At 69.2% G+C, this 25,432-nt stretch carries 28 protein-coding genes, 1 tRNA gene and 1 riboswitch; of the genes, 8 read left to right on the top strand and 21 right to left on the bottom strand.

From position 1 onward, the window contains the following. Nucleotides 1–142 precede the first annotated feature (142 nt). Both IG84_RS0100320 and IG84_RS0100315 read right to left on the bottom strand, forming a co-directional pair. The gene (locus tag IG84_RS0100320) at nucleotides 143–2,692 is read right to left on the bottom strand and encodes an MFS transporter (protein WP_465270445.1); all 2,550 of its coding nucleotides are present in this window, start codon (nucleotides 2,690–2,692) and stop codon (nucleotides 143–145) included. An 89-nt stretch (nucleotides 2,693–2,781) separates the two neighbouring features. Further along, a complete protein-coding gene (locus IG84_RS0100315; RefSeq protein WP_051861196.1) occupies nucleotides 2,782–3,300 on the bottom strand; it encodes a MarR family winged helix-turn-helix transcriptional regulator in 519 nt (172 codons plus the stop codon). A gap of 326 nt (nucleotides 3,301–3,626) precedes the next feature. Between IG84_RS0100315 and IG84_RS0100310 the strand changes: the two genes are divergently transcribed. Beyond that, complete coding sequence (locus IG84_RS0100310) at nucleotides 3,627–3,839, top strand: hypothetical protein (protein WP_031049647.1); 213 nt, start codon at nucleotides 3,627–3,629, stop codon at nucleotides 3,837–3,839. A gap of 440 nt (nucleotides 3,840–4,279) precedes the next feature. Here IG84_RS0100310 and IG84_RS42540 read toward each other — a convergent pair whose 3' ends face one another. Continuing rightward, on the bottom strand, nucleotides 4,280–4,405 hold the full coding sequence (locus IG84_RS42540) for a hypothetical protein (RefSeq protein WP_281179296.1): 126 nt from the start codon (nucleotides 4,403–4,405) through the stop codon (nucleotides 4,280–4,282). 284 nt (nucleotides 4,406–4,689) lie between these two features. On the opposite strand from IG84_RS42540, the gene IG84_RS37580 reads away from it, so the two are divergent. From IG84_RS37580 to IG84_RS0100280, 5 genes are all read left to right on the top strand, one after another. Next, nucleotides 4,690–4,983, top strand: coding sequence for a GntR family transcriptional regulator (locus IG84_RS37580; protein WP_031049644.1), 294 nt, complete (start codon nucleotides 4,690–4,692; stop codon nucleotides 4,981–4,983). Between the two features lie 55 nt (nucleotides 4,984–5,038). Further along, the gene (locus tag IG84_RS0100290) at nucleotides 5,039–5,314 is read left to right on the top strand and encodes a GntR family transcriptional regulator (RefSeq protein ID WP_031049641.1); all 276 of its coding nucleotides are present in this window, start codon (nucleotides 5,039–5,041) and stop codon (nucleotides 5,312–5,314) included. Between the two features lie 55 nt (nucleotides 5,315–5,369). After that, nucleotides 5,370–5,630, top strand: coding sequence for a GntR family transcriptional regulator (locus IG84_RS39410; protein ID WP_342668388.1), 261 nt, complete (start codon nucleotides 5,370–5,372; stop codon nucleotides 5,628–5,630). Between the two features lie 162 nt (nucleotides 5,631–5,792). After that, entirely contained in the window at nucleotides 5,793–6,176 is a 384-nt protein-coding gene (locus IG84_RS0100285) for a type II toxin-antitoxin system RelE/ParE family toxin (protein ID WP_037798984.1), read from the top strand. Then, nucleotides 6,176–6,508, top strand: coding sequence for a helix-turn-helix domain-containing protein (locus IG84_RS0100280; protein ID WP_031049633.1), 333 nt, complete (start codon nucleotides 6,176–6,178; stop codon nucleotides 6,506–6,508). Before IG84_RS0100285 ends, IG84_RS0100280 begins: the two co-directional genes overlap by 1 nt. A gap of 169 nt (nucleotides 6,509–6,677) precedes the next feature. Here the strand turns inward: IG84_RS0100280 and IG84_RS0100275 are convergent, their stop codons facing one another. The 14 genes from IG84_RS0100275 to IG84_RS37570 form a co-directional block, all read right to left on the bottom strand. Then, nucleotides 6,678–6,935 (bottom strand): DUF6881 domain-containing protein, encoded by a 258-nt coding sequence (locus tag IG84_RS0100275; RefSeq protein ID WP_031049631.1) that lies wholly within the window; start codon nucleotides 6,933–6,935, stop codon nucleotides 6,678–6,680. Nucleotides 6,936–7,090: 155 nt separating this feature from the next. After that, on the bottom strand, nucleotides 7,091–7,480 hold the full coding sequence (locus IG84_RS40970; RefSeq protein ID WP_157848797.1) for a DUF7919 family protein: 390 nt from the start codon (nucleotides 7,478–7,480) through the stop codon (nucleotides 7,091–7,093). A gap of 6 nt (nucleotides 7,481–7,486) precedes the next feature. Continuing rightward, nucleotides 7,487–12,415 carry a putative T7SS-secreted protein gene (locus IG84_RS0100270; protein WP_031049629.1) on the bottom strand — a complete coding sequence of 1,643 codons (4,929 nt, stop codon included), beginning with the start codon at nucleotides 12,413–12,415 and terminating at the stop codon, nucleotides 7,487–7,489. Beyond that, nucleotides 12,415–13,128 (bottom strand): hypothetical protein, encoded by a 714-nt coding sequence (locus tag IG84_RS37575; protein ID WP_051861195.1) that lies wholly within the window; start codon nucleotides 13,126–13,128, stop codon nucleotides 12,415–12,417. The genes IG84_RS0100270 and IG84_RS37575 overlap by 1 nt, the downstream gene beginning before the upstream one ends. Then, entirely contained in the window at nucleotides 13,125–13,811 is a 687-nt protein-coding gene (locus IG84_RS41755; protein WP_063761723.1) for a hypothetical protein, read from the bottom strand. Before IG84_RS41755 ends, IG84_RS37575 begins: the two co-directional genes overlap by 4 nt. A 68-nt stretch (nucleotides 13,812–13,879) precedes the next feature. Beyond that, nucleotides 13,880–14,116 (bottom strand): hypothetical protein, encoded by a 237-nt coding sequence (locus tag IG84_RS40400; RefSeq protein WP_031049620.1) that lies wholly within the window; start codon nucleotides 14,114–14,116, stop codon nucleotides 13,880–13,882. Between the two features lie 575 nt (nucleotides 14,117–14,691). Beyond that, the gene (locus IG84_RS0100250) at nucleotides 14,692–15,519 is read right to left on the bottom strand and encodes an RNA polymerase sigma factor SigF (protein ID WP_031049617.1); all 828 of its coding nucleotides are present in this window, start codon (nucleotides 15,517–15,519) and stop codon (nucleotides 14,692–14,694) included. A 212-nt stretch (nucleotides 15,520–15,731) separates the two neighbouring features. Continuing rightward, nucleotides 15,732–16,535, bottom strand: a complete 804-nt coding sequence (locus IG84_RS0100245; RefSeq protein WP_030259822.1) for an RNA polymerase sigma factor SigF — start codon at nucleotides 16,533–16,535, stop codon at nucleotides 15,732–15,734. Nucleotides 16,536–16,918: 383 nt separating this feature from the next. After that, nucleotides 16,919–17,212: a Dabb family protein gene (locus IG84_RS0100240; protein ID WP_031049615.1), complete on the bottom strand. Its 294-nt coding sequence runs from the start codon at nucleotides 17,210–17,212 to the stop codon at nucleotides 16,919–16,921. Nucleotides 17,213–17,406: 194 nt separating this feature from the next. Further along, nucleotides 17,407–17,571: a hypothetical protein gene (locus IG84_RS41445; protein ID WP_169749849.1), complete on the bottom strand. Its 165-nt coding sequence runs from the start codon at nucleotides 17,569–17,571 to the stop codon at nucleotides 17,407–17,409. A 380-nt stretch (nucleotides 17,572–17,951) separates the two neighbouring features. Beyond that, nucleotides 17,952–18,038 (bottom strand) — tRNA-Ser (locus tag IG84_RS0100230). A gap of 180 nt (nucleotides 18,039–18,218) precedes the next feature. Next, nucleotides 18,219–18,776, bottom strand: a complete 558-nt coding sequence (locus tag IG84_RS0100225; RefSeq protein ID WP_051861192.1) for a nucleoside deaminase — start codon at nucleotides 18,774–18,776, stop codon at nucleotides 18,219–18,221. Nucleotides 18,777–18,858: 82 nt separating this feature from the next. After that, the gene (locus IG84_RS0100220) at nucleotides 18,859–19,392 is read right to left on the bottom strand and encodes a tRNA adenosine deaminase-associated protein (RefSeq protein WP_031049606.1); all 534 of its coding nucleotides are present in this window, start codon (nucleotides 19,390–19,392) and stop codon (nucleotides 18,859–18,861) included. A gap of 243 nt (nucleotides 19,393–19,635) precedes the next feature. Then, complete coding sequence (locus IG84_RS37570) at nucleotides 19,636–20,013, bottom strand: hypothetical protein (protein WP_157848796.1); 378 nt, start codon at nucleotides 20,011–20,013, stop codon at nucleotides 19,636–19,638. 242 nt (nucleotides 20,014–20,255) lie between these two features. On the opposite strand from IG84_RS37570, the gene upp reads away from it, so the two are divergent. Further along, nucleotides 20,256–20,891: a uracil phosphoribosyltransferase gene (upp, locus tag IG84_RS0100210; protein ID WP_030259840.1), complete on the top strand. Its 636-nt coding sequence runs from the start codon at nucleotides 20,256–20,258 to the stop codon at nucleotides 20,889–20,891. 108 nt (nucleotides 20,892–20,999) lie between these two features. Here the strand turns inward: upp and IG84_RS0100205 are convergent, their stop codons facing one another. From IG84_RS0100205 to IG84_RS0100190, 4 genes are all read right to left on the bottom strand, one after another. After that, the gene (locus IG84_RS0100205) at nucleotides 21,000–21,644 is read right to left on the bottom strand and encodes a LytR C-terminal domain-containing protein (protein WP_078648513.1); all 645 of its coding nucleotides are present in this window, start codon (nucleotides 21,642–21,644) and stop codon (nucleotides 21,000–21,002) included. A 170-nt stretch (nucleotides 21,645–21,814) separates the two neighbouring features. Beyond that, complete coding sequence (locus IG84_RS0100200; protein WP_004943146.1) at nucleotides 21,815–22,111, bottom strand: type II toxin-antitoxin system VapB family antitoxin; 297 nt, start codon at nucleotides 22,109–22,111, stop codon at nucleotides 21,815–21,817. Nucleotides 22,112–22,317: 206 nt separating this feature from the next. Then, the gene (locus IG84_RS0100195) at nucleotides 22,318–22,848 is read right to left on the bottom strand and encodes a DUF4232 domain-containing protein (RefSeq protein WP_031049597.1); all 531 of its coding nucleotides are present in this window, start codon (nucleotides 22,846–22,848) and stop codon (nucleotides 22,318–22,320) included. A 231-nt stretch (nucleotides 22,849–23,079) separates the two neighbouring features. Then, nucleotides 23,080–24,129, bottom strand: a complete 1,050-nt coding sequence (locus tag IG84_RS0100190) for an NAD(P)-dependent alcohol dehydrogenase (protein WP_031049595.1) — start codon at nucleotides 24,127–24,129, stop codon at nucleotides 23,080–23,082. Nucleotides 24,130–24,305: 176 nt separating this feature from the next. Between IG84_RS0100190 and IG84_RS0100185 the strand changes: the two genes are divergently transcribed. Further along, nucleotides 24,306–25,199, top strand: a complete 894-nt coding sequence (locus IG84_RS0100185; RefSeq protein WP_031049592.1) for a helix-turn-helix domain-containing protein — start codon at nucleotides 24,306–24,308, stop codon at nucleotides 25,197–25,199. Beyond that, nucleotides 25,196–25,411, top strand: a riboswitch (cobalamin riboswitch). (Overlaps the previous gene by 4 nt.) The last annotated feature ends 21 nt before the right edge of the window (nucleotides 25,412–25,432 follow it).

Below are 25,432 nucleotides of genomic sequence, written 5' to 3'. Positions count from 1 at the left end.
CCGTCCCCTGCCTGTGCGCCCGCCGCCGCCGGGGCCCGTGGTCCGGCCCGGGGCGCGTCTCCGCTCAACGCGCGCCCCGGACCGGGGCTGTGCTCTCAGGGCGATGATCCCGCCCCGGCCCCCGTTTTTCCTGTTGCCGGTCTCAGTCGCCGGGGTGTGCGAGCTCGACGTCGTAACCGTCGACTCCGCCCGCGTCGACCGACAGCGCGTTGGCCACCGGCGGGTACCCGCTGGCGATCACCGTGTAGTCGCCGGAGTCCAGGTCGGTGAAGGCGTACGCGCCGTCCGCACCGGTCGTGGAGGTCGCCACGACGTTGCCCGCGGCGTCGACCAGCGTGACGCGCGCGTCCGGCAGGGGACGGCGGTCCGCACCGGCCCGTACGACGCCCTGGACGCGGGCGCCGGACTGCAGCGCGATCTCGATGCGGGTGGTGCCCTGGCCGCTGACCTCGACCGGCTGTGCGGTCGGCCGGAAGTCGGTGGCGTTCACCGCGACGGTGTACGTACCGGCGGCCAGCTCGTCGAAGGCGAAGTTGCCCTCGACGCCGGTCTTGCCGGTCGCCAGCACCTCACCGCGGACGTCCGTGACCACGACCATCGCGCTGTCCACCGGCGCGCCGGTGACCACGCTGCGGACCTGGCCCCGAAGGCCGCTGGTGCCGCTGAGCAGGATGTCGTAGCCGATCGGCTGGTCGCCGACGACGACCGTGGACGCCTGCGGCTGGTGGCCGTCGGCGGCCGCGATCAGGACGTACGAGCCGGCGCCGGGGGCGTTCAGCACGTACGAGCCGTTGGCCTGGGCCACCGAGCGGCCGAGCTGGCGGCCGCTGAGCGAGATCAGCGTGACCGCGGAGCGCGGGACCGGGCTGCCGTCACCGTTGCGGACGAAGCCGGTGATGGCAGGGCCCTCCGGGGTGCCGGGGTCGCCGGCGGAGGCGTACGCCGCCAGCGGCTGGGCCTGGGTGGCCCGGGCGGGCTGGCCCTGCGCCCAGGAGGGCGTCCGGTCGTCGGCCACGGAGGGGGCGCCGACCAGGGCCGGCTCCCGCTCCTCGGACGCGGCGGCCGGAGCGGCGGCGGCCGAGGCGGTGGCCGGGGCGGCAGCGGCGTCGGCCGGAACCGCCGTCGCGTCCGTGGTGGCGCCGGACGCCGTGGCGTCCGAGCCGTCGTCGGAGGACTGTGCCAGTCCACCCTTGGTCTTCAAGGCGACCTCCTTGATGAAAAGCGTCAGAAGGAAGGCGAGCAGCGCGCACGGGGCGGCGATCAGGAAGATGTCCGCGACAGCGTGCCCGTAGGCACTCTCCATGACCGTCCGGAAGGGCGCCGGGAGGGCGTCCAGGTCCGGGATTCCTCCGCCGCCGGCCCCGCTGGACTGGGCGGCCTTGGCGGCAGCCGGTCCGAGGTCGGTCAGGCCGTCCTTGACGTAGTGCGTGACTCGGGTTGCCAGCACCGCGCCGAGCGCCGAGACACCCACCGCACCGCCGAGGGAGCGGAAGAAGGTGACGACGGACGAGGCGGAGCCGAGGTCCTGGGGGGCGACCTGGTTCTGCGTGCACAGGACCAGGTTCTGCATCATCATGCCGATGCCGAGACCCATCAGGGCCATGAAGATCGCGATGTGCCAGTACTCGGTGTCGTACCGGATCGTGCCCAGCAGGCCGAGGCCCGCGGTCAGCAGCACGCCACCGGAGACCAGCCACGCCTTCCACTTGCCGGTCTTGGTGATGATCTGGCCCGACACGGTCGAGGAGACGAACAGCCCCGCGATCATCGGGATGGTCATCACGCCGGACATCGTCGGCGACTTGCCGCGCGCGAGCTGGAAGTACTGGCTGAAGAAGACGGTGCCGGAGAACATCGCGATACCGACGAACAGCGAGGCCAGCGAGGCCAGCGTGATCGTCTTGTTGCGGAACAGCCGCAGCGGGATGATCGGCTCGGCCGCCTTGGTCTCGACCAGGACGAAGATCAGCGCGAGCACGACGGCACCGCCGACCATGGCACCGGTCTGCCAGGACATCCAGTCGTACTTGTCGCCGGCCAGGGTGACCCACACCAGCAGCAGGCAGACCGCCGCGCTGATGAAGAAGGCGCCCAGCCAGTCGACCTTGACGCCCTCGCGCTTGATGACGGGGAGCTTCAGGGTCTTCTGCAGCACGATCAGCGCGATCACCGCGAAGGGCACGCCGACGTAGAAGCACCAGCGCCAGCCGAGCCACGAGGTGTCGGTGATGACACCACCGAGCAGCGGACCGCCGACAGTGGCGACGGCGAAGACAGCGCCGAGGTAGCCGCTGTACCGTCCCCGCTCACGCGGGGAGATCATCGCGGCCATCACGATCTGGGCCAGGGCGGACAGACCGCCCACGCCTATGCCCTGCACGACACGGCAGGCGATCAGCATGCCGCTGTTCTGCGAGAGGCCGGCGACGACCGAGCCCGCGACATAGATGACCAGCGAGAGCTGCACCAGCAGCTTCTTGCTGAACAGGTCGGAGAGCTTGCCCCACAGCGGGGTGGTCGCCGTCATCGCCAGCAGCGAGGCCGTCACGACCCACGTGTAGGCGCTCTGGCCACCGTTCAGGTCGTGAATGATCTCCGGGAGCGCGTTCGACACGATCGTCGAAGAAAGGATGGCGACGAACATACCGAGCAGCAGCCCGGACAGCGCCTCCATGATCTGGCGGTGCGTCATGGGCGCTCCGGCGGAGGCGTCTCCGCCGCCTCCGTGCTTGGCGTGGCCGCCCCGCACACCGGCTGGTGTGGTTGTAGCCATGTAATTCCTTATCGTCCTGCTGATGTACGGGTGGTTTGGCTCCGCGTGACGTCCGTACGTGTGACGTCGGTACGCGTGGGTTCCTGGTGCGCCCGGGTGCGGCAGTCGCCGAAGCTCTCGTGCAACTTCGCGAGCAGCTCGTTCAGCCGGCCGACGTCGTCGTCGGACCAGTCGTCGAGGTACCGGGCGAGGGAGTCTGTGTAACGGACGGACAGCTCGGCGAGCAGTTCGCGTCCGCGGTTTGTCAGTCGCAGCAGCCTGGACCGCTTGTCCAGCGGGTCGGGCTCCCGCTCGATCCAGCCGCGCTCCGCGATGTGGGCGACGTGCCGGCTGGTCACCGACATGTCGATCATCAGCAGCTCGGCCAGCTTGCTCATCCGCATCTCGCCGTACCGGTCGAGGATGGTGAGCACGCCTACCGAGGCGGGCGGGCAGTCGTGGGGGAGGATGCGCCCGAGCTCGCGTTTCACGGCACCGATGGCGCTGAGTTGCCTGGCCAGCTCCTGGTACTGACCCTGCGCGGCCATGGGCACCTCCACACATCTTTTGTTGCTTGAGGCAACCATAGAACCACTTGGTTGCCGAAGGCAAACGAATCTGGGGTTCACGAGGTAAAGGAAACCAAAAAGATGTATCGCACACGAGTCAAAGGTGCGGATGTGCTCCGTAAATCCGCAGGTCAGAGCGGTGTGCGAACGTCCTCCCCGGGGCATACGGAGCCCCTTGTGCCCCCTCCGGCGCTTTGCGGCGCTCTGACCGGCTCCCCACCGATGTCCGCCCGCCCGGGACGTTGCCGTGTCCCGGGCGGGCGGGGGTGTCCCTCCTACCCGCCGGTTCGCTAGGGTCTCGGCCTATGGCGAACAACCCGCAGACGCCCGACGGCAACCACGACCCGGCCGGCAGCACGCAGATGTTCCGCGCCTTCGTCGACGAAGGCGCCCCCCAGACCCCCCGCACCGCCGCGGCCACCCCCCAGTCCTCCTCGGGCCCCCGCGCGGGCATCATCATCGGCGTAGTCGTCGCCATCGTGATCATCGCAGCGGCCGCCTGGCTGGCCCTGGCCTGACCGGGCCCGGCTCACTCCCCCTTACTTGTCATCACGTCGGACAGCGGCGCCCCGCGGGGCACCGCCGTCCTCTGCGTACGACTGCCTTCTGCGTACGATCATCGCCGCGCGTACTAACTGCCGCCGTGCGTACTACTGGTCATGCCGGGCCGCCCGCTCACCCCGACTCTCAGCAATCCTGATCGCATCCCGCAACGCCTCGACAAGTCCGTACGCAAGCACTCTCAACTCACCCGGGCGTAGCGGCGAGGCGGCGTTGCCGCGTCTCCCGAGCACCGCCTCGCTCCGCTCCGCCAGCCGCGCCCCCATAGCCAGCTGCACGACCTCCACCTCATCGGCGAGTTGCGACACGTACCCGCTCCCGTCCTCGTCCGTCGACAGGTAGCACCGCCGCCCATCACTCCCGGCCCAGGGCAGCAGCCGCAGCCGCTCTTCCCCGCTCACGACACGTACACCGATACGCCGCCCTGGTACGCGAAGAGCCGAGCGGCCTGCTCCCGCGCCCGCCGCTCGGCGACAACGAGGTACGGCCGCACGAGACGGGACGCGTCGCCGTCGATGGGCACATCGAGCAGGCGAGGGGGCCGTGAAGGCCGGGAAGGGGGACTGGTTGTTCTCCGGTTACCGGAAGCCGGACAGGAGTGGTTGACCGTCGTAACGGGCCGGGAGCACAGGTCTCCCAGCCACGCTACGGCCCGGACGATACGGTGACGCATGTCGGCGCTCCTCTTCAGGGCTCGCGTTGACCACACCCCGGGGTCGTTGCCGCGACCGCCGGGGCTTTGGAACAGCTCTACTGCAGTCTGCTACCCCTAGGTTGCCTAGGCACCGTAGCTACGTGTCGCGTGGTATGGCGTGGGCTGCTTACCTTGGTTGCGTGATGGAGTTTGCACCGGACGAGCCGCGATGGCGGCAAGTGGCAAGGATCATCCGCGCGCGCATAGAGGACGGCACTTACCCACCAGGTACGCGAGTGCCATCCGTGGCCGAGATGCTGGAAGAGTTCGGCATCGCCACGTCCACCGGTCAGAAGGTCCACCGCGGGCTGCGTGCAGACGGACTGATCCAGACGCAGGTTGGCATGGGCTCCTTCGTGACGAAGAGCGCGAAGGAGAAGCTGGCCGAGAGTCCCCACGATGGATGAATGACGCTCCGAAGAAACGCTTCCGTGCGCCTAGGAGAAGTACCGTCCGGCTGTGATGGACTTCGCACCGGACTGCCCCCGCTGGCGCCAGGTCGCTGACGTGATTCGCCAGCGCATCGCGGACGGCACCTACGCCCCCGGCACGCGCGTCCCATCCGTACTGAACCTCTCGGCGGAGTTCGGCATCGCCACCTCCACATCGCAGAAGGTGCACCGGGCCCTGCGCGCAAACGGGCTGATCCGGACTCGGGCAGGCATGGGCTCCTTCGTGGCGAGAGAGCTGCCGGTGAAGCCGTCCGAGAAGCCGACCGAGGATCCTGCCGACGGATGAACCGTGCCTTGACCTGGCTCGATCGCGCAGCCGAGCGCTGTACCGTCCGCCGGTGATGACGTTCGACCCGACAAGACCCAAGTGGGTCCAGATCGCCGACGTGATCCGCAGCCGGATCGCGAGCGGGGAGTACCCGCCCCACCACCTGATCTCCGAGGCCCAGATGGAGCGGGAGTTCGGCGTCGCGCGAGTGACCGTACGCAAGGGCCACCGCAGCCCTCCGCGCCGAGAGCCTCATCGTCACCACCCCGGGCATGGGCTCCTTCGTCTCGAAGTAACTCCCGGAAGTCTCGCCGGCGCACCCACGGACGCCTGACCGGAGCTCGATCGGGGCCTGCACCCGCCTGCGCCGCCGAGTGGCGTACCGCCCAGCGCGACCCGCGGCCATTCCAGCGACTACCTGCTCTATGTCACCCGTTGGGATGACGGTATAAGGATTTCCTTCTAGAGCTCGCCGGTCTACGCTGGGATGTGGCGCATGACCTGGGAGATCAATCTCCACCCATCGGTGGAGCTGTGGCTGCTCAAGCTGGCAGAGGAGGATCCGGTGAGTGCGGACCTCGTCGCAGCGGCCATCGACATGCTGGCTGAGAGCGGACCGATTCTGGGCAGGCCATTGGTCGACCGGATCACCGGCAGCCGGGTGCACAACCTCAAGGAGTTGCGGCCGGGAAGCGCAGGCAGAACCGAGGTACGGGTCCTGTTCGTCTTCGATCCGGTACGTGAGGCGGTTCTTCTTGTGGCAGGTGACAAGGTCGGCCGTTGGAACCAGTGGTACGAAGAAGCAATTCCACTTGCCGAGGCCCGTTACAGCGCGTACTTGACGAGCGCCCACCGCGCAGGAGAGGACCGGGACGCCTGATGAACGGTTACAGCAGTTGGGCAAAGGTGAAGCGCCAGATGCGCGAAGCCCATCCCGAGATCACCGATGCCGAGTGGGAAGCCCGAAAGCAGGCGGCGCGGACGGCGACCGAGGCACATGTGCTCGGCTATCACCTGCGCATGATCAGGGAAGAACAGGGACGCACACAGGCCCAGGTGGCGGCTGCGGTCGGCATTTCCCAGGCGCGGGTGTCCCAGATCGAACGGGGAGAGATCCACAACCTGGAGACGATGCGCACGTACGCCGCGGCACTGGGGGCCCGGATCACGCTGTCCATCGAATACGGCGACCGAGTGATCGGCGCTGCCTGAGAGGTCTTCCCCTCCCGCGCGGGCGCCGCGGACCGGTGCCGCACCTCGAGCCGTCACGCCCACTCGACGTCCACAGACCAAGTGGATTCAGCGAATACGAGCACCCCAGCGGAGCGCACACCAGCGGCCCCTACTCGACCGTCATTCATCCCGGCCAAGCCGCTCGCCCTCACGCGGAGTCGAACTCTCCGCGCTCGATGAGCTCCGCGACGAACTCGCTCTGCGCAGCCACATCCTCGATCCGCCCCACGGGAACCTCGCTCAGGCCGATCTCGCCGGACTCATGCAGACAATCCGCCTTCAACCTGCGCCCATCCCGGTAAACCTGCACCTTCCTCACTTCATACCCGTCATCCCCGACTTCGCTGTAGAACACGACCGCCTCATCCGGAAACCCGTGATTCCAGCGAACCTTCCAGTACTCCACCAACTCAACCCCGCCCCGGCAAACGCCACGGCCGCTTACTTCCAAGCGGAATCAACATCTTCGTATCGGTACGCACCCCAGTGACACTTGCCACGAATCGACACGCACAGGATTGACTAGCTATTCAGCCAGAAGGTCTGATTGTGTGAATATGCCTAATTGTCGTGTCGGAGTGCCTGAAGGGCGGCGTTGCAGAAATCCTCGGGCGGCAAATATGAATGACTGTCGACGTAATGCACAATCATTGCAGGAGCGGCGTATGTAGTGCCGCGAGGGCCGGTCACGTGAATTTCCCCACTACCGATGAAAATGTCATTCCAAGACGTGTTTTCGCGAGCTACTTGGAAAGAAGGGCAAAGTTCGCAGAAATGCATGCCGCGCTGAATGTTCACTGACTCCTTGGCCAGTTTGGCGAGCGCCTTGGTGAGTCCTTTGGGGGCTTCTCCCCTTCGGTAGTCATGATCCCTGGAAAGCCAGCCGACGTTCAGCATGGGTTCGTCAGACTCGGAATATGCGTAAGCGCTAAGGTCGGGGTAGTAAGTCATCTGTATTCACCAAGGTTTGATGTGTTCGCGGCAAATTACGACATGCACGGCACCCATGCCCTCAGTGACGATATCACTGAGTCGAGTAGGCGCATTTACGGTTATTGATTTGCTGCTGATGTTTAGGTTCTTGGGTACGTCAACGGTGTAGTCGGGGAGGCTCTTGCCAGGGCCGAAAGTCTCGAATGGCGTCCTGTTTCCGCCAACTTCGATCTCATGGCCGATGGCGTCCGAAAGGCGTTTCCCGTCCTCGACGTAGAACTTCAACCATGTTCCTGCAGGGACAGTCATGTCGCCTGCACCGAACTCATAGTATCCGTGACCGGAGATGACCTGAGAGTTGTCGGTCCTCCCCTTTTGCGTGACGCTCTTCGCCCAGTCGTTACCATTTCCCTCGCCGTGTGCGGGTGGCTGTGCACGTCTGTCTTGATCTGGCGGACACGGACCCAGGCCAAGCGGATCCGTCGATGCCAATGGATTGTGAACATACGTGGCCGGGTTAGGGGCAGGGATCAGACCCAAAGGGTCAGGGCACGCGTAGCGGGCACTTTCGGGGTCGTAATACCGGAAGTAGTTGTAATGCAGCCCGGTTTCTGGGTCGAAGTATTGGCCTGGGAAGCGGAGAGGGGTGTACGCGGTCGCGTCGGCGTTCCAGGTTGTGGTGCCCCAGAGGGTCGTGCGGGTGTGCCAGGCTATTTTGCCTTCGGGGGAGACGAGTTCGGTGGGGGTGCCGATCAGGTCGGTGATGATGGCGAAGAAGCGGGAGTCTATTTCGGATTGGGGGGCATCGGATGCGGAGATGCGTTCGGTTTGAGTGATAGGGGCCAGGCCGTTGTGGTCCCAGGTGAGGGTGATGGAAGGGGCAGGCCCGTCACCTGAGGTGGTTTGTTCGGTGAGGGTGGTGCCGTCCCAGGTGAAGTCGATCTGTTCCAGGACGGCAGTACCGTCCGGGGAAACGCGCTGCTTGGATGTGCGGCGGCCCAGGGGGTCGTAGCGGTAGTGCCAGACCGTGCCGTCGGGGGTGGTGACCGAGGTCAGGCGGTCTTCGGTGTCCCAGGTGTAGTGCCAGGATTCGCGTTTGCCGGAGAGGTGGCGTTTCTGGCGCAGGGTCAGGCGGCCGGCGGGGTCGTGTTCGTAGCGGATGCGGCCGGCCTGGGTGAGGCGGGTGCCGTTGTAGGTGCGGGTGCCGGTGGCTTCCGAGTTGGCGTGGGCGCCGGGCCATTCCGCGGAAGTCTGGTTGCCGGCCTCGTCGTAGGCGTAGGTCTCGGTCCAGTTGTGGGCGGAGACCGCAGTGACGCGGCCGACGGGGTCGAGGGCGAAGCGGCGGGGGCCGCTCAGGAGGTCGTCGATGCCGGTGAGGTAGCCGTCGGGGCGGTAGGTGTACGACCGGTGCTGAAGCGGGGTCGTGTGTGTGGTCGCGCCTTCCGCGGAGGTCTCCGATGCCGTCGTCGCGCCGTACAGAGCCTGGGACGACAGGCGGCCCGCCGGGTCGTATGACTGGTGGAGGGTGATCAGGCCGTCCGTGAGGGAGCGGGTGATCTCCTGGCCCGTGGCGTCGTGGGTGAAGTCGAGGGTGCGGCCGGACGTGGTGAGGGACGTGCGGCGGCCGGCGGCGTCGTAGGCGTACGACGCTTCGGCGCCGGTGGGCGTACGACGGTGGGTGCGGCGGCCGAGCGTGTCGTACGCATAGGAGATGGTGCGGCCGTTGACCGTCTCGGCGGTGATACGACCCAGGGGATCGCGGGTCCACGCCACCTCGCTGTCCGGCGCTGTGGCGCGGAGGAGGCGGCCGCTCGGGTCGTGGGTGTAGCGGGTGGTCACGCCGTCGGCGGTGCGCTTGGCCGTCGTACGACCGAGCTTGTCGTACTGGTAGACGGTCGTGTGGCCCAGCGGGCTGGTGCGGGCGGCGAGGCGGCCTGCAAGGTCCCGTTCGTACGTCACCTGGCGGCCGTCGAAGTCCGTCTCGGCGGACAGCAGGCCGGCCGGGTCGTATGCGTACGACCACTCCAGGCCCTGCGGGTTGGTGACCTTGGTCAGCTGGAGCTTTGTGTCATACGTGAAGGTGTAGCGGACGCCGTTCGGCTCGATTCGTGCGACCAACTGGTCGAAGTGGGTGTACTCGTACTGCGTCACGCCGCCGGCGGCGTCCGTGTGCGTGAGGCAGTTGCCTTCGCCGTCGTACGTCCAGGTCTCGGTCGCGCCGTCGGGTGCGACGCGGCGGGCGAGGTGGCCCTCGACGGTCCAGGTGTAATGGGTGGTGGCGCCGAGAGGGTCGGTATGGGCCACGACGCGGCCGAAGGCGTCGCGTACGTACTTCGTCACGCCGCCCAATGGGTCGGTGATCTCGGTGGGCAGTCCGGCCGCGTTGCAGCGCATGCGGGTTGTCTGGCCGAGCGCGTTGGTCACCGCGGACAGGTGCCCGCGGGCGTCGTAGGCGAAGGTCGTCGTCGCCCCCGACGGGTCGGTGGCGGAGATGCGGCGGCCGTCTTCGTCGTAGGTCTGCCGCCAGACCGCACCGTCCGGTTCGGTGACCTCGGTCGGCAGGCCGAGGGCGTTGTACGTCGCGGTGACGCGGGTGTCGTCGGGGCGGATCACCGCCGTGATGCGGCCGACCGCGTCGTACTCGAAGGCCGTGGTGTGCCCCAGCGGATCGACGGCGGTCATGACGCGGCCGAGGTGGTCCCGTTCGGTACGGGCAACCGCGCCGGTCGGTCCGATCGTGGCGACGATCTTGTACGCGTCGTTGACCAGGTGGCGGGTGGTGTGCCCGAGAGAGTCGGTGAGCGCGGTGATGCGGTGGCCGGTGGCGGGGTCGGTCTCGTCGTAACTGATGCGGACCGCCATGTGACCTTCGGTCCCGCCCTCGGCGATGCAGCGGTTCCGGTCGTCGTAGACGTAGTCGTACCGGCGGTCGTTGGTGTCGGTCCAGCAGACGACGCGGTACCGGTCGTCGTACTCGAAGCGCAACGGCAGGTCGGAGGAGTTGGTCACCGAGGTGAGGTTGCCGTCGGTGTAGCCGTAACGGAGGAGTACCTGATCGGTGCCGTCCTCGGCCCCGCCCGCCAGGTGGAGGGCGGTGATGCGGCCTTCCTCGGTGGTGAACGTGAGGTGGTAGCCGCTGGAGTGGACGATCCCGGTCGGTGTGCCGTCCGGATCGTGGTCGAAGGTGATCCAGTGGTCGCCGTTGCGATCGGTTATCTGCTCCAGGCGGGCGATGCCGTCCCCGGTCTCGTCGTCACCGGCGGGCGGTGGTGAGAAGTGGCGTATATGCCCGGTGCCGGGATCGGTGAGGGTGTAGCCGCCGTCGGGGGTGCGTTCGAGCGGGTGGCGGGGGCCGGACTCCGGGAGTGTGGGCACGCCCGGGGCTGGGTGGGGGTAGGACAGCAGCAGGCCGTCCTCGCCGACGAAGACGACGCCTTCGACGTCGATCTCCAGCCGCTGGTCCGCCGTGCTCGCCCAGGAAGGCCCGAACCACTGGCCTGTTGTACGGCCTGACTCCAGCTGTCGGGTAAAGGCCAGCGGCAACGCACCGGGGAGCACGATGTCGGTCTGCGGCAGGTACATCCTGCCGGTGGCGAGGTCCACCGGGTCCGAGCCCTCGGACTCTCGTTCCGAATTCTTCGTGTCCGACTGATGGTGACCGTCCTCGTGCAGATGGCGGCGCGCGGAGCCTTCGCCTGCCTCCTCCATCCCCTCGCGCAGCGCGCGGTTGCCGGCGTGTTCCATGGCGTCCTCGCCGAGGCGGGCCACCCTGAACGTCCGGGTCCCCGCGCTAGCCGCCGCCCCCGCGCCGCCCGTGGCGACGTCCAGGACAACGTCGAAAAGCAGGCGGCCCTTGGCCTCCGACGCGTCGTGGCTCCAGCCGGTGCCGACGACGGCCGCGGGGAGGCGCTCCGGGTGGTTCGCCATGCCGACCAGCCCCGCGGCCGTGGAGTTCAGCGTCATCGCGTACTCGGCCGGGTGGGAGACGTTGTACGAGTCCATGGGGCTGACCGAGCGGGCGAAGGACATCACGCCGAATGCGCCCTTCGTGAAGCCGCCCACCGTGTGCAGGAGCTCCGTCGGCGCTCCCTGGATCTTGTCGTACGCCTCCATGCCGAGCCGGTCGGTGAACTCCGGCTTGGCGGGGGCGTGGGCCAGGGCGGCGTCCACGTGGGTCACTGCGTGGGCGCCGGACGTGTTGCGCTGCTTGCGGGCGTGCTTCAGCTTGTCTCTGGCGCCGTTGCGCAGCGCCTCGCCGGGATCATGAGTGAAGTCGCCCGGGTCGGTGGGGCGCTTGCCCGGGTCCTTGCCCGCGTCCTGGGCGTCCTTGTAGGTCTGGAGGTCCTTCGCGTACGCGGTCACCTCCTTCGCGTGTGCGGCCCGCGCCTTGTCGGTCGCCTCCTGGCCCTTCTTGTACTCGTTGATCGCCACCTGGGCCTGCTGCTGCGCCCAGTCCACGGTCTCGGCGAAGTCGGACAGGGCCTTCGACGCCTTTTCGCAGGCGTCGGCGGCGTGCGCCCACTTCGTCGGGTGCATGGCGAATTTCTTGCGGAAGGCGTCAGCGGCCTGGCCGCGCCACTCGCCCGAGTCGAGCTGCCGCATCCCGGAGGCGACCTTGTCGAACGCCTTCTGGAAGTCGCTGAGGTTCTTGGCCGTGGCGCGGATCTTGTCGGGGCTGCCGTGCACCAGCTTCTTGGGGTCCTCGGTCTCGCCCAGCTCCCACTCCTCGACCTCGGCGCCGAGATGGTTGGCGACCGAGTCGCCCTTGCTGCGGACCCAGTCGGCGCCGCTGTCCCAGCCGGCGCCGTCCATGGCGTCCGCCAGCCGGCCGCTGTAGTGATCGATGCCCTGGCCGATCGCCTTCTGGCCGTCCTCGTACGCGTCACCGACCTTGTCGGCGACATCGTTGACACCGTCCTTGACGCCGTCCGGTATCCAGTCGTCCCAGCCCATCAGCCCTTGCTTCCCCCGTGCTCGGTGCGGCCCTCGCCGCGCTTGCCGCTCTCCCCGTGTGCGCCGCCGTCATCGGCCTTCTGGTCAGGGCCGAAGGCGTCGTCCATCGCTGCGTCGTACTCGTCCCCGTAACCGGCGACCTTGGCGTACGAGCTGTACTGGCCGCCGATCATCCCGTCCGTGGTGAGGTCGTGCGCCGTCGCCTTCCAGAGGTCCTCGGCGTCCTGGCCGGCCTGCAGCATGGACTTGGCGCTGTAGTCGGGGTTGGCGAGGTTGTGGATCGGGTTGTCCTCGAGGGTCCGGCCCCAACTGCGCTTCTCGACGTCCTCCTCGGACAGGTGGGGGTTGCCCATCGCCGCCGTCCAGCCGACCTTCATCGTGCCCTGGACATAGCCGTCCGCCTCGTGCATCAGGCCCGCCGAGAGGCCCGCCCCCTCGGCGAAGTCGAGGGCCTCCTTCACGAGGGAGCGGACGCCCCACTCCCAGCGCTCGCAGAACGTCTCGAACTTCGCGGTGAGGTCCGCGTAGCCGGTTTCCATGCCGGTCAGGGCGAGTTCGGAGAAGCCGCGGCCGACCTCGGCGCCGCCCGCCTGGCCGATGGCCTGCAGCTCGTCGATGGCACCGTTGATGCCACTGGTGATCTTCTTGATGGCCGACGGCGAGACATGGAGGTCCTTGAGCTCGTCGCTCATCTCGGGCTGCTCGCCGCTCACGCCGTCGCCTCCCCCGGGGCCGGGCCTGTGCCCGGGGCCCGATCCTCTGCTGGGCTCTCTTCCGTCGCCCTGTCCGCCGCTGCCGTCGCGAGTGCCTCACCGTTGGCGCCGTCCACGGCCGCCTCGTCGGGGACGATGCCGAGTACGGGTGGGAACATCACGCAGCCGCCCGTCTCCGCGTCCGCGACGTCCAGGGCCACGCCCGTCGGCTCGCCGGCCGCCGGGACCACCACGTCCAGCAGCCGGGCGCCGTACACGGTCAGGAATTCCAGGCCGTCCGCGGGCGGCGGCTCCCATCCGGCGGCGACGGCGAAGCGGGCGAGGGCGGGCCTGTCGCTGAAGGCGTAGATCCAGCGGATGCCGCCGTAGGTCGCGGTCATCAGGTCGCCGTCGAGCGTTGGGACGATCACGGCCGTACGGCGGAACTCGCCCAGCCGAGCGGCGAACGCCCGCTTCTCACGGGCGATTACGTCCTCGGGGGCAGGGGTGATGGCAGGGGGCGTGTCAGGGTCGGCCGGTGTCGCCGCCGGCGGCGTCTCGTCCGCACGGTCCGCTCGCCGTTCGCTCGCCTGCCGCTCCCGTGCTGCCGCCTCGGCGTCGGCCTGCCGCAGCAGGTCCTCCAGGCGCGGACGGCCGTCCGCACGCGCAGCACCCGAAGATTCCCCCGCCCCACTGGTACTCATGCCTCACATATTCGCACTCGCGTCTGACAGCAAGCCAGGAGTACCTGGACAGGGCGGGCTTGGGGCCTTCACTTCCAGGTGGCGGCGGCGCCCTTTGTGGTGATGTGCATGCCCAGCGGCACCCGCCAAGCGTCCACGCACACCTTCCACGTGTGCGTCTTCGTCTCGCCGCCGGCGATCGGGACGGGTAGCTCGCGGGTCGACTTCCGTGTGTCCCAGTCGATTCCGAGCCCGCCGATGATGTGGGTGGCGAAGGTGATGGTGCCGTCCGTCACCGGTCGGCCGCCGGTGTTGTGGAGCTTCACGGTTACTTGTTCGCACCAGCGCACGTCGGTCTTGGTGAGGAGCGGGGCGCCGACTTTCAGGAGGGCGGGGGTGTTGTCGGTGGGAGTGGGTGTGGGGGAGGGGGCTGGGGCGCTGTCGGCCGGTGTGGCTGGGGCGGTTCTGGAGGGCGGCTGAGGGCTACCCGAGGCATCTGGCGTGCCAGCAGGGGAGAGGGGGCTGGATGTCGCGTCGCCAGAGCGTTCGCCGGTGTTGGCGGCGGGGGTGCTGGGGCCGGCGGAGGAGTGAGAGCCGTCCAGCGGGGTCAGGGTGACATCGTCCGTAGGGGCGACGAGCTTGTCCGGAGCGCGGTCGTTCGCTGGGCCCGACGCGAGGTAGCCCGGGGCCTCAGTGGTGCCGCAGGACGCCAGAAGGGTGGCCAGTAACGCCAGTACACCCGCCGATGCGCCAACCGTCGTCCGTCGCATGGGGGCAGTGTGGGTGACGGGGCGTCAGGTGTACAGGGCGTACGACGGGGAACCGGGCGGGAGTGCGCATGTCGAAGCCCCGGGCCAGGTGATCGCTGGTGGCGCCTGGGGCCCGGGGGTGCGTCGCGTCGTCAGTCCGTGGTGAGGCCGTCGCGGAGTTGGGCGAGCGTGCGGGTGAGGAGGCGGGAGACGTGCATCTGGGAGATGCCGACCTCCTCGCCGATCTGGGACTGGGTCATGTTCGCGAAGAAGCGGAGCATGATGATCTGCCGTTCGCGCGGCGGGAGTTTGGCGAGCAGGGGCTTGAGGGACTCGCGGTACTCCACGCCCTCCAGCGCGGTGTCCTCGTAGCCGAGGCGGTCCGCGAGGGAACCCTCGCCGCCGTCGTCCTCGGGGGAGGGGGAGTCGAGGGAGGAGGCGGTGTAGGCGTTGCCGACGGCGAGGCCGTCGACGACGTCCTCCTCCGATACGCCGAGGCACGCGGCGAGTTCGGCGACGGTGGGGGAGCGGTCGAGCTTCTGGGACAGGTCGTCGCTGGCCTTCGTGAGGGCCAGCCGCAGCTCCTGGAGGCGGCGCGGGACCCGTACGGACCAGGACGTGTCGCGGAAGAAGCGTTTGATCTCGCCGACGACGGTGGGCATGGCGAACGTCGGGAATTCGACGCCTCGTTCGCAGTCGAACCGGTCGATCGCCTTGATCAGACCGATCGTGCCGACCTGGACGATGTCCTCCATCGGCTCGTTACGGCTGCGGAATCGGGCAGCGGCGTAGCGCACCAGCGGGAGGTTCAGTTCGATGAGCGTGTCGCGGACGTACGTACGCTCCACGCTGTCCTTGTCGAGTGTGGCCAGCCGCAGGAACAGGGAGCGGGAGAGCGTACGGGTGTTGAGGGCGTCGTCGTCGTGCACGTGCGGTGCTGGTGCGGGAAGCACCTTCGAGCTGCCCAGTTCTACGGACATGCCACCCCCTTGAGGTCGCGGTCGGGTCGCCGCTGCGTCTCTTGCGCCCCATGCGGAGCGAAGAGTTCAGCCTCCACCTGAATACCGGAGGCGGCGCCACGGCAAACGCGGTTCCTGCAGAATGTCACATGTCGGCAACACGCTGTAGCGCCATGTCGACATATCCCTGCAGGAAGGAGTGGTGGGCCCTTGGTGGCCGTACCTCGTCCTGGTTAGGCGTCGATCCTGTTTGCGGATCTGAGCCTGGCGAAACTCCGCGAGAGCAGCCGGGAGACGTGCATCTGGGACACGCCGAGCTCCGCACTGATCTGGGACTGCGTCAGGTTGCTGTAGTAACGGAGCAACAGGATGCGCTGCTCGCGTTCGGGCAACTGTACGAGCAGATGGCGGACGAGGTCGCGGTGTTCGACGCCGGCCAGCTCCGGGTCCTCGTACCCCAGGCGGTCCAGGAGGCCGGGCAGGCCGTCACCCTCCTGGGCGGCTTCGAGGGACGTCGCGTGGTACGAGCGGCCGGCCTCCAGACAGGCGAGCACCTCCTCCTCGCCGATCTTCAGGCGCTCGGCGATCTCCGCGGTGGTGGGGGACCGGCCGTGCAGCACGGTCAGGTCCTCGGTGGCGCCGTTGACCTGTACCCAGAGCTCGTGGAGGCGGCGCGGGACGTGGACCGTTCGCACGTTGTCGCGGAAGTACCGTTTGATCTCGCCGACGACGGTCGGCATCGCGAAGGTGGGGAACTGCACGCCGCGGTCCGGGTCGAACCGGTCGATCGCGTTGATCAGCCCGATCGTGCCGACCTGAATGACGTCCTCCATGGGCTCGTTACGGCTGCGGAAACGTGCCGCCGCGTACCGGACCAGGGGGAGGTTCGCCTCGATCAGCGCGTCCCGCACGCGGCCGTGCTGGGGGGTGCCCGGCTCCAGGCCGGCCAGCTCGGCGAAGAGGACTTGTGTGAGCGCCCGGGTGTCCGCACTCCTGCTCTGGCGGGATGGCGCCTTCGGCGCAGTACGGGCCGTCACGGTTCACGCCTCCCCTTCACAGCGCTCCAGTGCGTCAGCGAGTAAGTCAGGACTTCGGTTGGTGCTTCGATGCTTCGGTGGTGGGCGGTAACGGATAGATCGGGCAAAAGCGGTCATAGCATCACAAGACATGTGCACTGTGTGCAAGCACCGCATATTGCCGTGTTGAAGGGCAGTTGGCGGCAGTGAGCGGGCGAGGAAGGGGTGGTGAGGGGGCAGTACGGAGGGCCCTCGCCGGGCCGCCGGAGGGTGGCGGACATGAGGAAACCCCCCGCCCGCAGGGGCGAGGGGCTGTTCGGCCCGGAGGGGCCGAGGGCGGCGCCGCCGGGTGTCCGGTCACGCGGCGACCGCCGTATCGCCGTCCGGTCGAGGCCGGACCGCGCTCAGATCTCGTAGTCGGCGATCACCCAGGTGGCGAACTCCGCCCACTGCTGGACGCCCGCCTGGTGGGCGGGGTGCTCCAGGTAGCGCGTGAGGGCGGCCTTGTCGGCGACGGCCGAGTTGATCGCGAAGTCGTAGGCGATCGGGCGGTCGGTGACGTTCCAGCCGCACTCCCAGAACTGCAGCTCGGGGATGAGGTCACCGAGCTCCTGGAACGCCTTCACGCCGGCCGCGACGCGCGGCTCGTCGCGCTCGACACCGTCGTTGAGCTTGAAAAGGACCAGGTGGCGGATCACGGGGCGGCCTCCAGGACGCGGGGTACGGGTAAATCGTTTCTGCTGGCGGGGCCACGCGCGACCCGTGGAGGGGCAACCGGGGCGGCGGCGAGGCGCTGGGCCGGTGGAGCGGTGGCCGTGCGCTGAAGCGGTGGAGCGGTGATCGTGCGGTGAAGCGGCGGTGCAGTGGTGCGATGGTCGTGCGGCGGTGCCGGTTACTTGATCAGTGAGGTCATGAACTGGCCCACGCCCTGCGCGGCGTCCGATATGCCCTCGAACCCTATTTGCACGAGGTCGGCGGCCCGCGTCGGGGACGTGACGATCGTGTACAGGACGAAGACAACGACCACGTACAGCGCGATCTTCTTCGTTTCCACCATTCGTCCCCGTCTCCCCTACGGCCCTATCCGGCGGCTCCTGCCCGGTGCAGTCGGGCGAGTTTAACCACACCGGCCCCACGGCAGCAGACGTGGCCGGGTCGGTACCGCTGCGTTCCGGCGCCCGCGCGTCTCCGCCGTCCCGGGCCCTACGCCGCCCTTATGGACGAAAGTCCCGCCAATCCGGGTCGTTCGGCGCCCCGTTGAGCCGGGGGTACGGCTGCACGCTGGAGAGTGAGCCGGCGGATCTGGCAGGAGTCCGCGGGTTCGGGGACCGGGACCTCGCTGCGGGGTCCGTGCCGCGTTCCTCCCGGCCGCGGTGCGGGCCATGAGGCCCGGAAAGACGAAGGGCCCGACTCTGAGAGTCGGGCCCTTCGTGCGAGCGGTAGCGGTGGGATTTGAACCCACGGAGGAGTTGCCCCCTCACGCGCTTTCGAGGCGCGCTCCTTCGGCCGCTCGGACACGCTACCGAGATAGAGCTTAGCCCAAGGGGGGCCGTGCGCCGAAATCGGTTCCCGGGGGGCGGGGGTCCGAGCCGTACGAAAGGGGGCTCGGATCGTACGAATGGGAGGTCCGGGGCGTACGAATGGGCGGTCCGGGTCGTACGAAAGGGAACCGGCGCGGGCGCCCGGCGAGGCCCGTACGCCCGCTCAGCGGGCGCGGAAGAAGTCCGTGAGGAGCGTCGCGCAGTCGTCGGCCAGGACGTCGGTGATGACCTCGGGGCGGTGATTGAGGCGTCGGTCACGTACGACGTCCCAGAGGGAGCCGGCCGCGCCCGCCTTCTCGTCCCGGGCGCCGTAGACGACCCGGTCCACCCGGGAGAGCACGATCGCGCCCGCGCACATCGTGCAGGGTTCGAGCGTGACGACGAGGGTGCAGCCGGTGAGCCGCCATTCGCCCGCCCGTCGCCCGCCACCGCCCCGGCCGGAATCGCTGCGCGATGCTTCCTTTTGGATTGCGTCGGCGGCCGCCCGGATGGCGAGGACCTCGGCATGCGCCGTCGGGTCGCCGGTGGCCTCGCGTGCGTTGTGGCCGGTACCGATCACCCGGCCGTCAGCGGACAGCACGACGGCACCCACCGGGACGTCACCGGTCCCGGGGGCGAGTGCGGCCTCGGCCAGGGCCTGCCGCATGGGCGCGGCCCACGGGTCGCGCAGTGGATCGGGTGCGGGGTCCGCCGGGGCCGCGGCGGGCTGTGCGTCGGTCATGGGAACAGTGTCCGGGACCGGCGGCCGCCGGTCCGCGGCGGGCGGTCGGGGGAGCGGCCCGCGGGGCGCCGCTCCCCGGCCGTCACCGCACCGCCTCCAGGACCTCCGTGCAGCCGAGCGCGTCGGCGATCTCGCTCAGCGCGTCACCGTGGCCGTCGAAGGACAGCAGCTCCTTGCCGGTGACGCCGAGGTCGTCGAGGAGCTCGACATCGCCGAGGGGGCCGGCCGGCACCGGGTCGTCACCGGCGGCCTCCGGCTCGTCCTCAGCGCCCTCGGGCTCACCGTCCTCGGTACCGTCCAGGTTGGTCAGACCGTCGAGATCCTCCTGCTTCTCGTCGTCGCGGCCGAGCAGCTCGTCGGTCAGCATGGCGCCGTACGAGCTACGGGACGCGACGGCGGCGTTCGAGATGAAGACGCGCGGGTCTTCCTCGCCGTCCACCCGGACGACGCCGAACCACGCGTCCTCCTGCTCGATGAACGCCACCACCGTGTCGTCGTCGACCGCGGCCTGCCGGGCCAGGTCGGCCAGGTCGGCAAGCGTCTCCACATCGTCGAGCTCTGTATCGCTCGCTTCCCACCCGTCTGAGGTGCGCGCGAGCAGTGCGGCGAAGTACACCGTGACTCTCCCACTGGTCAGAGGCGTATCCGGGCCGGGCGAGGGCGGACGCGCGTGCGCCCGGAGTCCCCGCCCCATCGGAATCGTGGCAGAAACAACGCGTTCGCGCGGGGTCTTCGGCGCTGCGTCGTGCGCGGGTTCTGCGAGATGGGGTCCTCGTGGGGGCCGGACGGGGGTCGGATACCTCCGCTTCGTCGGCGGGAGAGCCCCTTCACCAGCGTGAGCGCTGCGAGGGCAGCCGCGTCACCAGCGGAACGTCCGCATGCGCATCGCCTGCCGCATCCGGGCGGCGCGTGCGCGGCGCGGCTGTACGCGGTCGCGCAGTTCCTTGGCCTCGTTCAGCTCACGGAGGAACTGCGCCCGCCGCCGTCGGCGCGCCACGTCCGACTCGGTGGCCCGGCCGGCCGCCGGCTCCTCCACTTCCCGGTCCGCCGGGCGGTCGGGTCTGGGGCCGCCGCCGTCGCCTCTGGCCGCGCCGTGCGCGGCGCCGGGTCTGCGGGCGTCCGGGCGGTTCTGGCGTGCGTCCGGCCTGTTCTGCCGGTTGTCCTGCCGGTTCTGCCGGGCGTCCTGCCGGTTCTGACGGTTCTGTCGTGCGTCCTGACGGTTCTTCTGGTCGGGCATGAGCGACACCGCCTCGGGCCGAGGTCCTCGCCCGGAGGCCGGCCGGCGGTCCGGGCGTCTGTGCCCACTTTCCCCCGAAGTGTTGGGTTGATGCGAGTTGGTTGACGTTGGCCGAGGGGCCGTCCGTAGATGGCCGATCTTCGTACCGTGCTCCGCGCGAGGGGCCGTACGGGGCGTGGCGGACCGGGGGTCGGCCCACCGGCGGGCGCTCGGGGGCCCCGGCCTCGGTTACTGTCGATGTCATGCGGATCCACGTCGTCGACCACCCGCTGGTGGCGCACAAACTCACCACTCTGCGCGACAAGCGCACCGATTCCCCCACTTTCCGGCGTCTCGCCGACGAGCTGGTCACCCTGCTCGCGTACGAGGCGACCCGCGATGTGCGCACCGAGCAGGTCGACATCGAGACCCCGGTGACGGCGACCACCGGCGTCCGGCTCTCCCACCCCCGCCCGATGGTCGTGCCGATCCTGCGGGCCGGTCTGGGCATGCTGGACGGCATGGTGCGGCTGCTGCCGACCGCCGAGGTCGGCTTCATGGGCATGGTCCGCAATGAGGAGACGTACGAGGCGCAGACGTACGCCACCCGGATGCCGGAGGACCTCTCCGGGCGGCAGGTCTACGTCGTGGACCCGATGCTCGCCACGGGCGGCACGCTGGTCGCGGCGATCAAGGAACTGATCAAGCGCGGCGCCGACGACGTGACCGCGCTGTGCCTGCTGGCCGCGCCCGAGGGCGTGGAGGTCATGGAGCGGGAGCTGGCGGGGACGCCGGTCACGCTGGTCACCGCGGCGGTCGACGAGCGGCTGAACGCGGACCGCTACATCGTCCCCGGGCTGGGCGACGCGGGCGACCGCATGTACGGGACGGCCGGCTGAGCGTACGAACAGCCCGGGCGGTGCAGCGTACGAACGGGCTGAGCGTACGACCCGGCCGAGCCTACGAACGGGCCGAGCGTACGAGGGCCGGGCGCGCTTCGGTGGTGCTCAGCACCCCGGCGTGTCCGGCTTCTCCTTCGGCGGGGCGGTCAGCGCGGCGAGTGCGGCCTTGGCGTCCTTCTCCTTGGCCAGGTCCTTGAACTTGTCGCCGATGATCAGGTCGACGTCGCCGCCCTTGCGGGTGTCGGTCTTCCGCTGGGCCCCGGCCACCTGCGTGCCCAGCACCTTGAAGGAGCCGTCCGCCGCGGCGGGCGCGCCGAGCAGTACGCCGGTGCCCTTGACCTTCTTGTCGTAGGCGGCGGGCGCGTTGCCCACCTCGCCGATCGTGAAGCCGCGCTTCTTGAGCGCGTCGGCGGTGTCCTTGGCGAGCCCGCTGCGGGTGGTCGCGTTGAACACGTTGACCTTGATCGTCTTCGGCTTGGGCAGCGGTTTCGCCGTGTGCTGCGGCTTGCCGCCGTCCTCCCGGGACGGGCACTTCGGCTTCTCCTGCGCGGCCTGCGCGGTGCCGGACTGCCCGGTGAAGACATCGATGAGCTGTACGGCGCCCCAGGCGCCCACGCCCAGTACGCAGGCCGAGGCCACGACTGCCACAACGATCCTGCGATCACGACGGGGACGGCGCATCCGCGGATACCTGTCGCCCGTGATGCGGTACTTCTTACCGCCCATGCCGGGGGGCGTCAGCATGCTCATGTCCGCAGCGTAGTGCGGCTGCGGCGCTCTGCCTATTAAATGATCTGTTCGTGGCGCGAGACCTGACCCGAAAGGGCCAATACCGGGCGTCGCTGCCACGCTCCGTGAAGCTCAGGCCCTCGATCAGCGCTTATCGATGCTTACCGATCAGCCCTTACCGGCGGGCGGCCTCAGTCCAGTTCCAGGACGCGGGCGTGCAGGACCTGGCGCTGCTGGAGCGCGGCCCGCACCGCGCGGTGCAGTCCGTCCTCCAGGTACAGGTCGCCCTGCCACTTCACGACGTGCGCGAACAGGTCGCCGTAGAAGGTCGAGTCCTCCGCGAGCAGCGTCTCCAGATCGAGCTGCTGCTTGGTGGTCACCAACTGGTCAAGGCGTACCGGGCGCGGGGCCACATCCGCCCACTGGCGGGTGCTCTCCCGGCCGTGATCGGGGTACGGCCGCCCATTTCCGATGCGCTTGAAGATCACACGGAAAGCCTACCGGTCACCCGGGCTCGGGCGCAGCCATGTCGCACGGGTACGAACGGGGTGTATACGGCGTACAGGGAGCAATGCCCCGGCGCTGCCCGAGTACGGCGGGCCGGTCTCCGAAGAGGACCGGCCCGCGCGTGCGGGGGAACGGGGCCCGGCCGGGGATCGGCCGGGGATCGGGGGACGCCCCCGGCCGGAGCGCATCACCAGACGAGGGCGTCGGCGGGGTTGTCCTGCCAGTACGTCACCTGGGCGACGCCGGGCTGGACGTACACCGGGCCACCCTTGACGGTGACGTTCTTCAGGGTGGTGTCCCTGGACACGGCCACGCCGAACTTGCTGGTCCTGAAGCCCTTCTCCGGCGAGTCGGCGGCGGAGAGCATGACGCCCGCGTAGGCCGTCTCGCCGGGGGCAAGGGTGACCACGGCCTGCGGCTCCGAGCCATCGATGACCGGCGTGACCGCCTGCTGGTCCTTGTGGAGCCGCAGGAGCGGGTAGGTCTCGGCCGAGAAGTCGCAGGTCTTCTTCGAGGTGTTGGTGGCCTTGAGCAGGACGTGGTTGATCGGCCGGTTGACGGTGCCGGCCTCGAACGTCAGCGCCGACGCCGTGCAGGGCGCCACCTTGGCGGCGGCCGCCGGGCGGGCGGTCTGGGCCAGGGCCGGGCCGGCGGTCGCTGCCAGGGCGCCGACGGCGATGAGCGAGGCGACGGCGGCCTTGACGGTCTTCTTCGGCATGATGCGTTCCCCCGTGACTGGTGAGTCCGATGGTGGTGGCTGTTGCGGCCGGCTGGTCCGTCCGGCACGACATCCACTCTGTCCGAGGGTGCTGTTGGTCCGCTAACGTCCGGCTAACGCCGTCTTTCCGCCCCCAAATGCGACGAAGCCGGGCGGCCGTCGAGCGGCCACCCGGCTCCGTGAGGGGCGGACCGGCCGCGGAGCACGCGGTCCACGGCCCGTCCCCGGGAATCAGATCGTCGAGGCGTCGATCACGAAGCGGTAGCGGACGTCGCTCGCCTGCACCCGCCGGTACGCGTCGTTGATCTGCTCGGCCGGGATCACCTCGATCTCCGCGCCGAGGCCGTGCGTCGCGCAGAAGTCGAGCATCTCCTGGGTCTCGGGGATGCCGCCGATCATCGAACCGGCCACCGCCCGGCTGCCGCCGATCACCGAGAACGGCGAGAGGCCGAGCCGGTCCTCCGGCGCGCCGACCTGCACCAGCGTGCCGTGGGCACGCAGCAGCGAGAGGTAGGCGTCCACGTCCAGGTTGGCGGAGACGGTGTTGATGATCAGGTCGAAGCGGCCCGCCAGCTCCTCGAAGGTGGCCGGGTCGGAGGTGGCGCGGTAGTCGGAGGCGCCCAGCTTCAGGCCGTCCTCCTTCTTGCGCAGCGACTGGCTGAGGACGGTGACCTCGGCGCCCATCGCGTGCGCGATCTTCACGGCCATGTGGCCGAGGCCGCCCAGGCCGACGACCGCGACCTTCTTGCCGGGGCCCGCGCCCCAGCGCGAGAGCGGAGAGTAGACGGTGATGCCGGCGCAGAGCAGCGGCGCGGCGGCATCCAGGGAGATGCCCTCGGGGATACGGAGGGCGAAGTCCTCGGAGACCACGACGTGGGTGGAGTAGCCGCCGTAGGTCGGCTCGCCGTCCCGGCCGATGGCGTTGTACGTCTGTACGTTGCCGGTTCCGGTGCAGTGCTGCTCCAGGCCGGCCTTGCAGTTGTCGCACTCCCGGCAGGAGTCGACCATGCAGCCGACGCCGACCCGGTCGCCGACCTGGTGGCGGGTGACTTCGGAGCCCACCGCGGCGACCACGCCGGCGATCTCGTGGCCCGGGACCATCGGGAAGATGCCCTCGCCCCAGCCGTTGTCGACCTGGTGGATGTCGGAGTGGCAGATCCCCGCGTACTTGATCTCGATTTCGATGTCGTGCGCGCCGAGCTCACGGCGCGGAATGGTGGTGCGCTCCAGGGGTGCCTTGGGCGCGGGTGCTGCATACGCGGCGACAGAGGTGTGTGTCATGCCGTCCAGCCTGCTTCGCGCGCGGAAGTGGAGCCAGACCCCCCGTTTACGTACGAACGGCGTTCCTACCAATGGCAGTGACACCCTCGGGCGCCGTCGCCCGTCTCCCGGGGCCGCCCCCGCGGAGTTATCCACAGGCCCCCGCGGCGTTCCGCGAAGACCCGGATACTTGCCTTATGGACCAGCGCACAGAATTGAGCGAGTTTCTGCGCACCCGCCGCGCGCGTCTGCAGCCCGAGGACGTCGGACTGCCGCGGCACAGCGGGCGGCGCAGGGTGCCGGGCCTGCGGCGGGAGGAGCTCGCGCAGCTCGCCGGGGTGAGCGTGGCGTACTACGTCAGGCTGGAGCAGGGCCACGGGCAGAACGTCTCCACGGCGGTCCTCGACGCGATAGCCGGCGCGCTGCGGCTCAATGCCGCGGAGCGGGCGCATCTGAGCCATCTGGTCAAGCCGAAGGCCAAGCGCTCGCGCGGCGCGGGGCGGCCGCAGCGGGTGCGGCCCGCGCTGCAGCAGTTGCTGGACGCGATGGAGGGGATACCGGCGTATGTGGCGGGCCGCCGCCTGGACGTCATCGGCTGGAACCGCATGGCGTGCGCGCTGCTCGGCGACTACGCCGCGCTCCCGCTCGAGCAGCGGAACATCGCCTGGCAGGTCTTCCTGGACCCGGCCGCCCGCGAGCTCTACGTCGACTGGGAGAGCAAGGCCGCCGACATCGTCGCCTACCTCCGCCTGGACGCGGGCTGCCATCCCGACGACCCGCTGCTCGCCTCGCTGATCGGGGAGCTGTCGGTCAAGAGCGAGGAGTTCCGGCAGCTGTGGGCCACGCACGACGTGCAGGACAAGGGCTTCGGCGTGAAGCGGCTGCAGCACCCCGTCGTCGGGCCGCTGACCCTGTCGTACGAGACGCTGCGGCTGCCCGCCGACCCTGACCAGCAGCTGATCGTCTATCACGCGGAGCCGGGCTCGGCCTCGGAGGAGTCGCTGCGGCTGCTGGGGAGCTGGGCGGCGGACCCGGTCGCCGTCGAGCCGGTGACGAAGGACACCGCCCGGCAGCGGGACGCGGGGGGTTAGAGTGGCCGGGCCGTGGTGCTCGGGAAGACCGGTGAAGACCTTCGGGTCCGATTCCGGAGCGGCCCTCGCCACTGTGATCGGGGAGCTACCGACCCTCGCCTTGTACGCAGCGCCGCGTGCAGGGGGCCACTGACCGCGTACCGCGGACGGGAAGGCCGGGACGGGAGCGTGTACCCGTAAGCCAGGAGACCGGCCACGGCATCTCACGAATTGATTCCACGAGGTGCTGGAGC

This window comes from Streptomyces ochraceiscleroticus (assembly GCF_000720485.1).
Taxonomy (GTDB): Bacteria; Actinomycetota; Actinomycetes; order Streptomycetales; family Streptomycetaceae; genus Streptomyces; species Streptomyces ochraceiscleroticus.
This window is presented reverse-complemented; position numbering and strand designations above follow the sequence as displayed.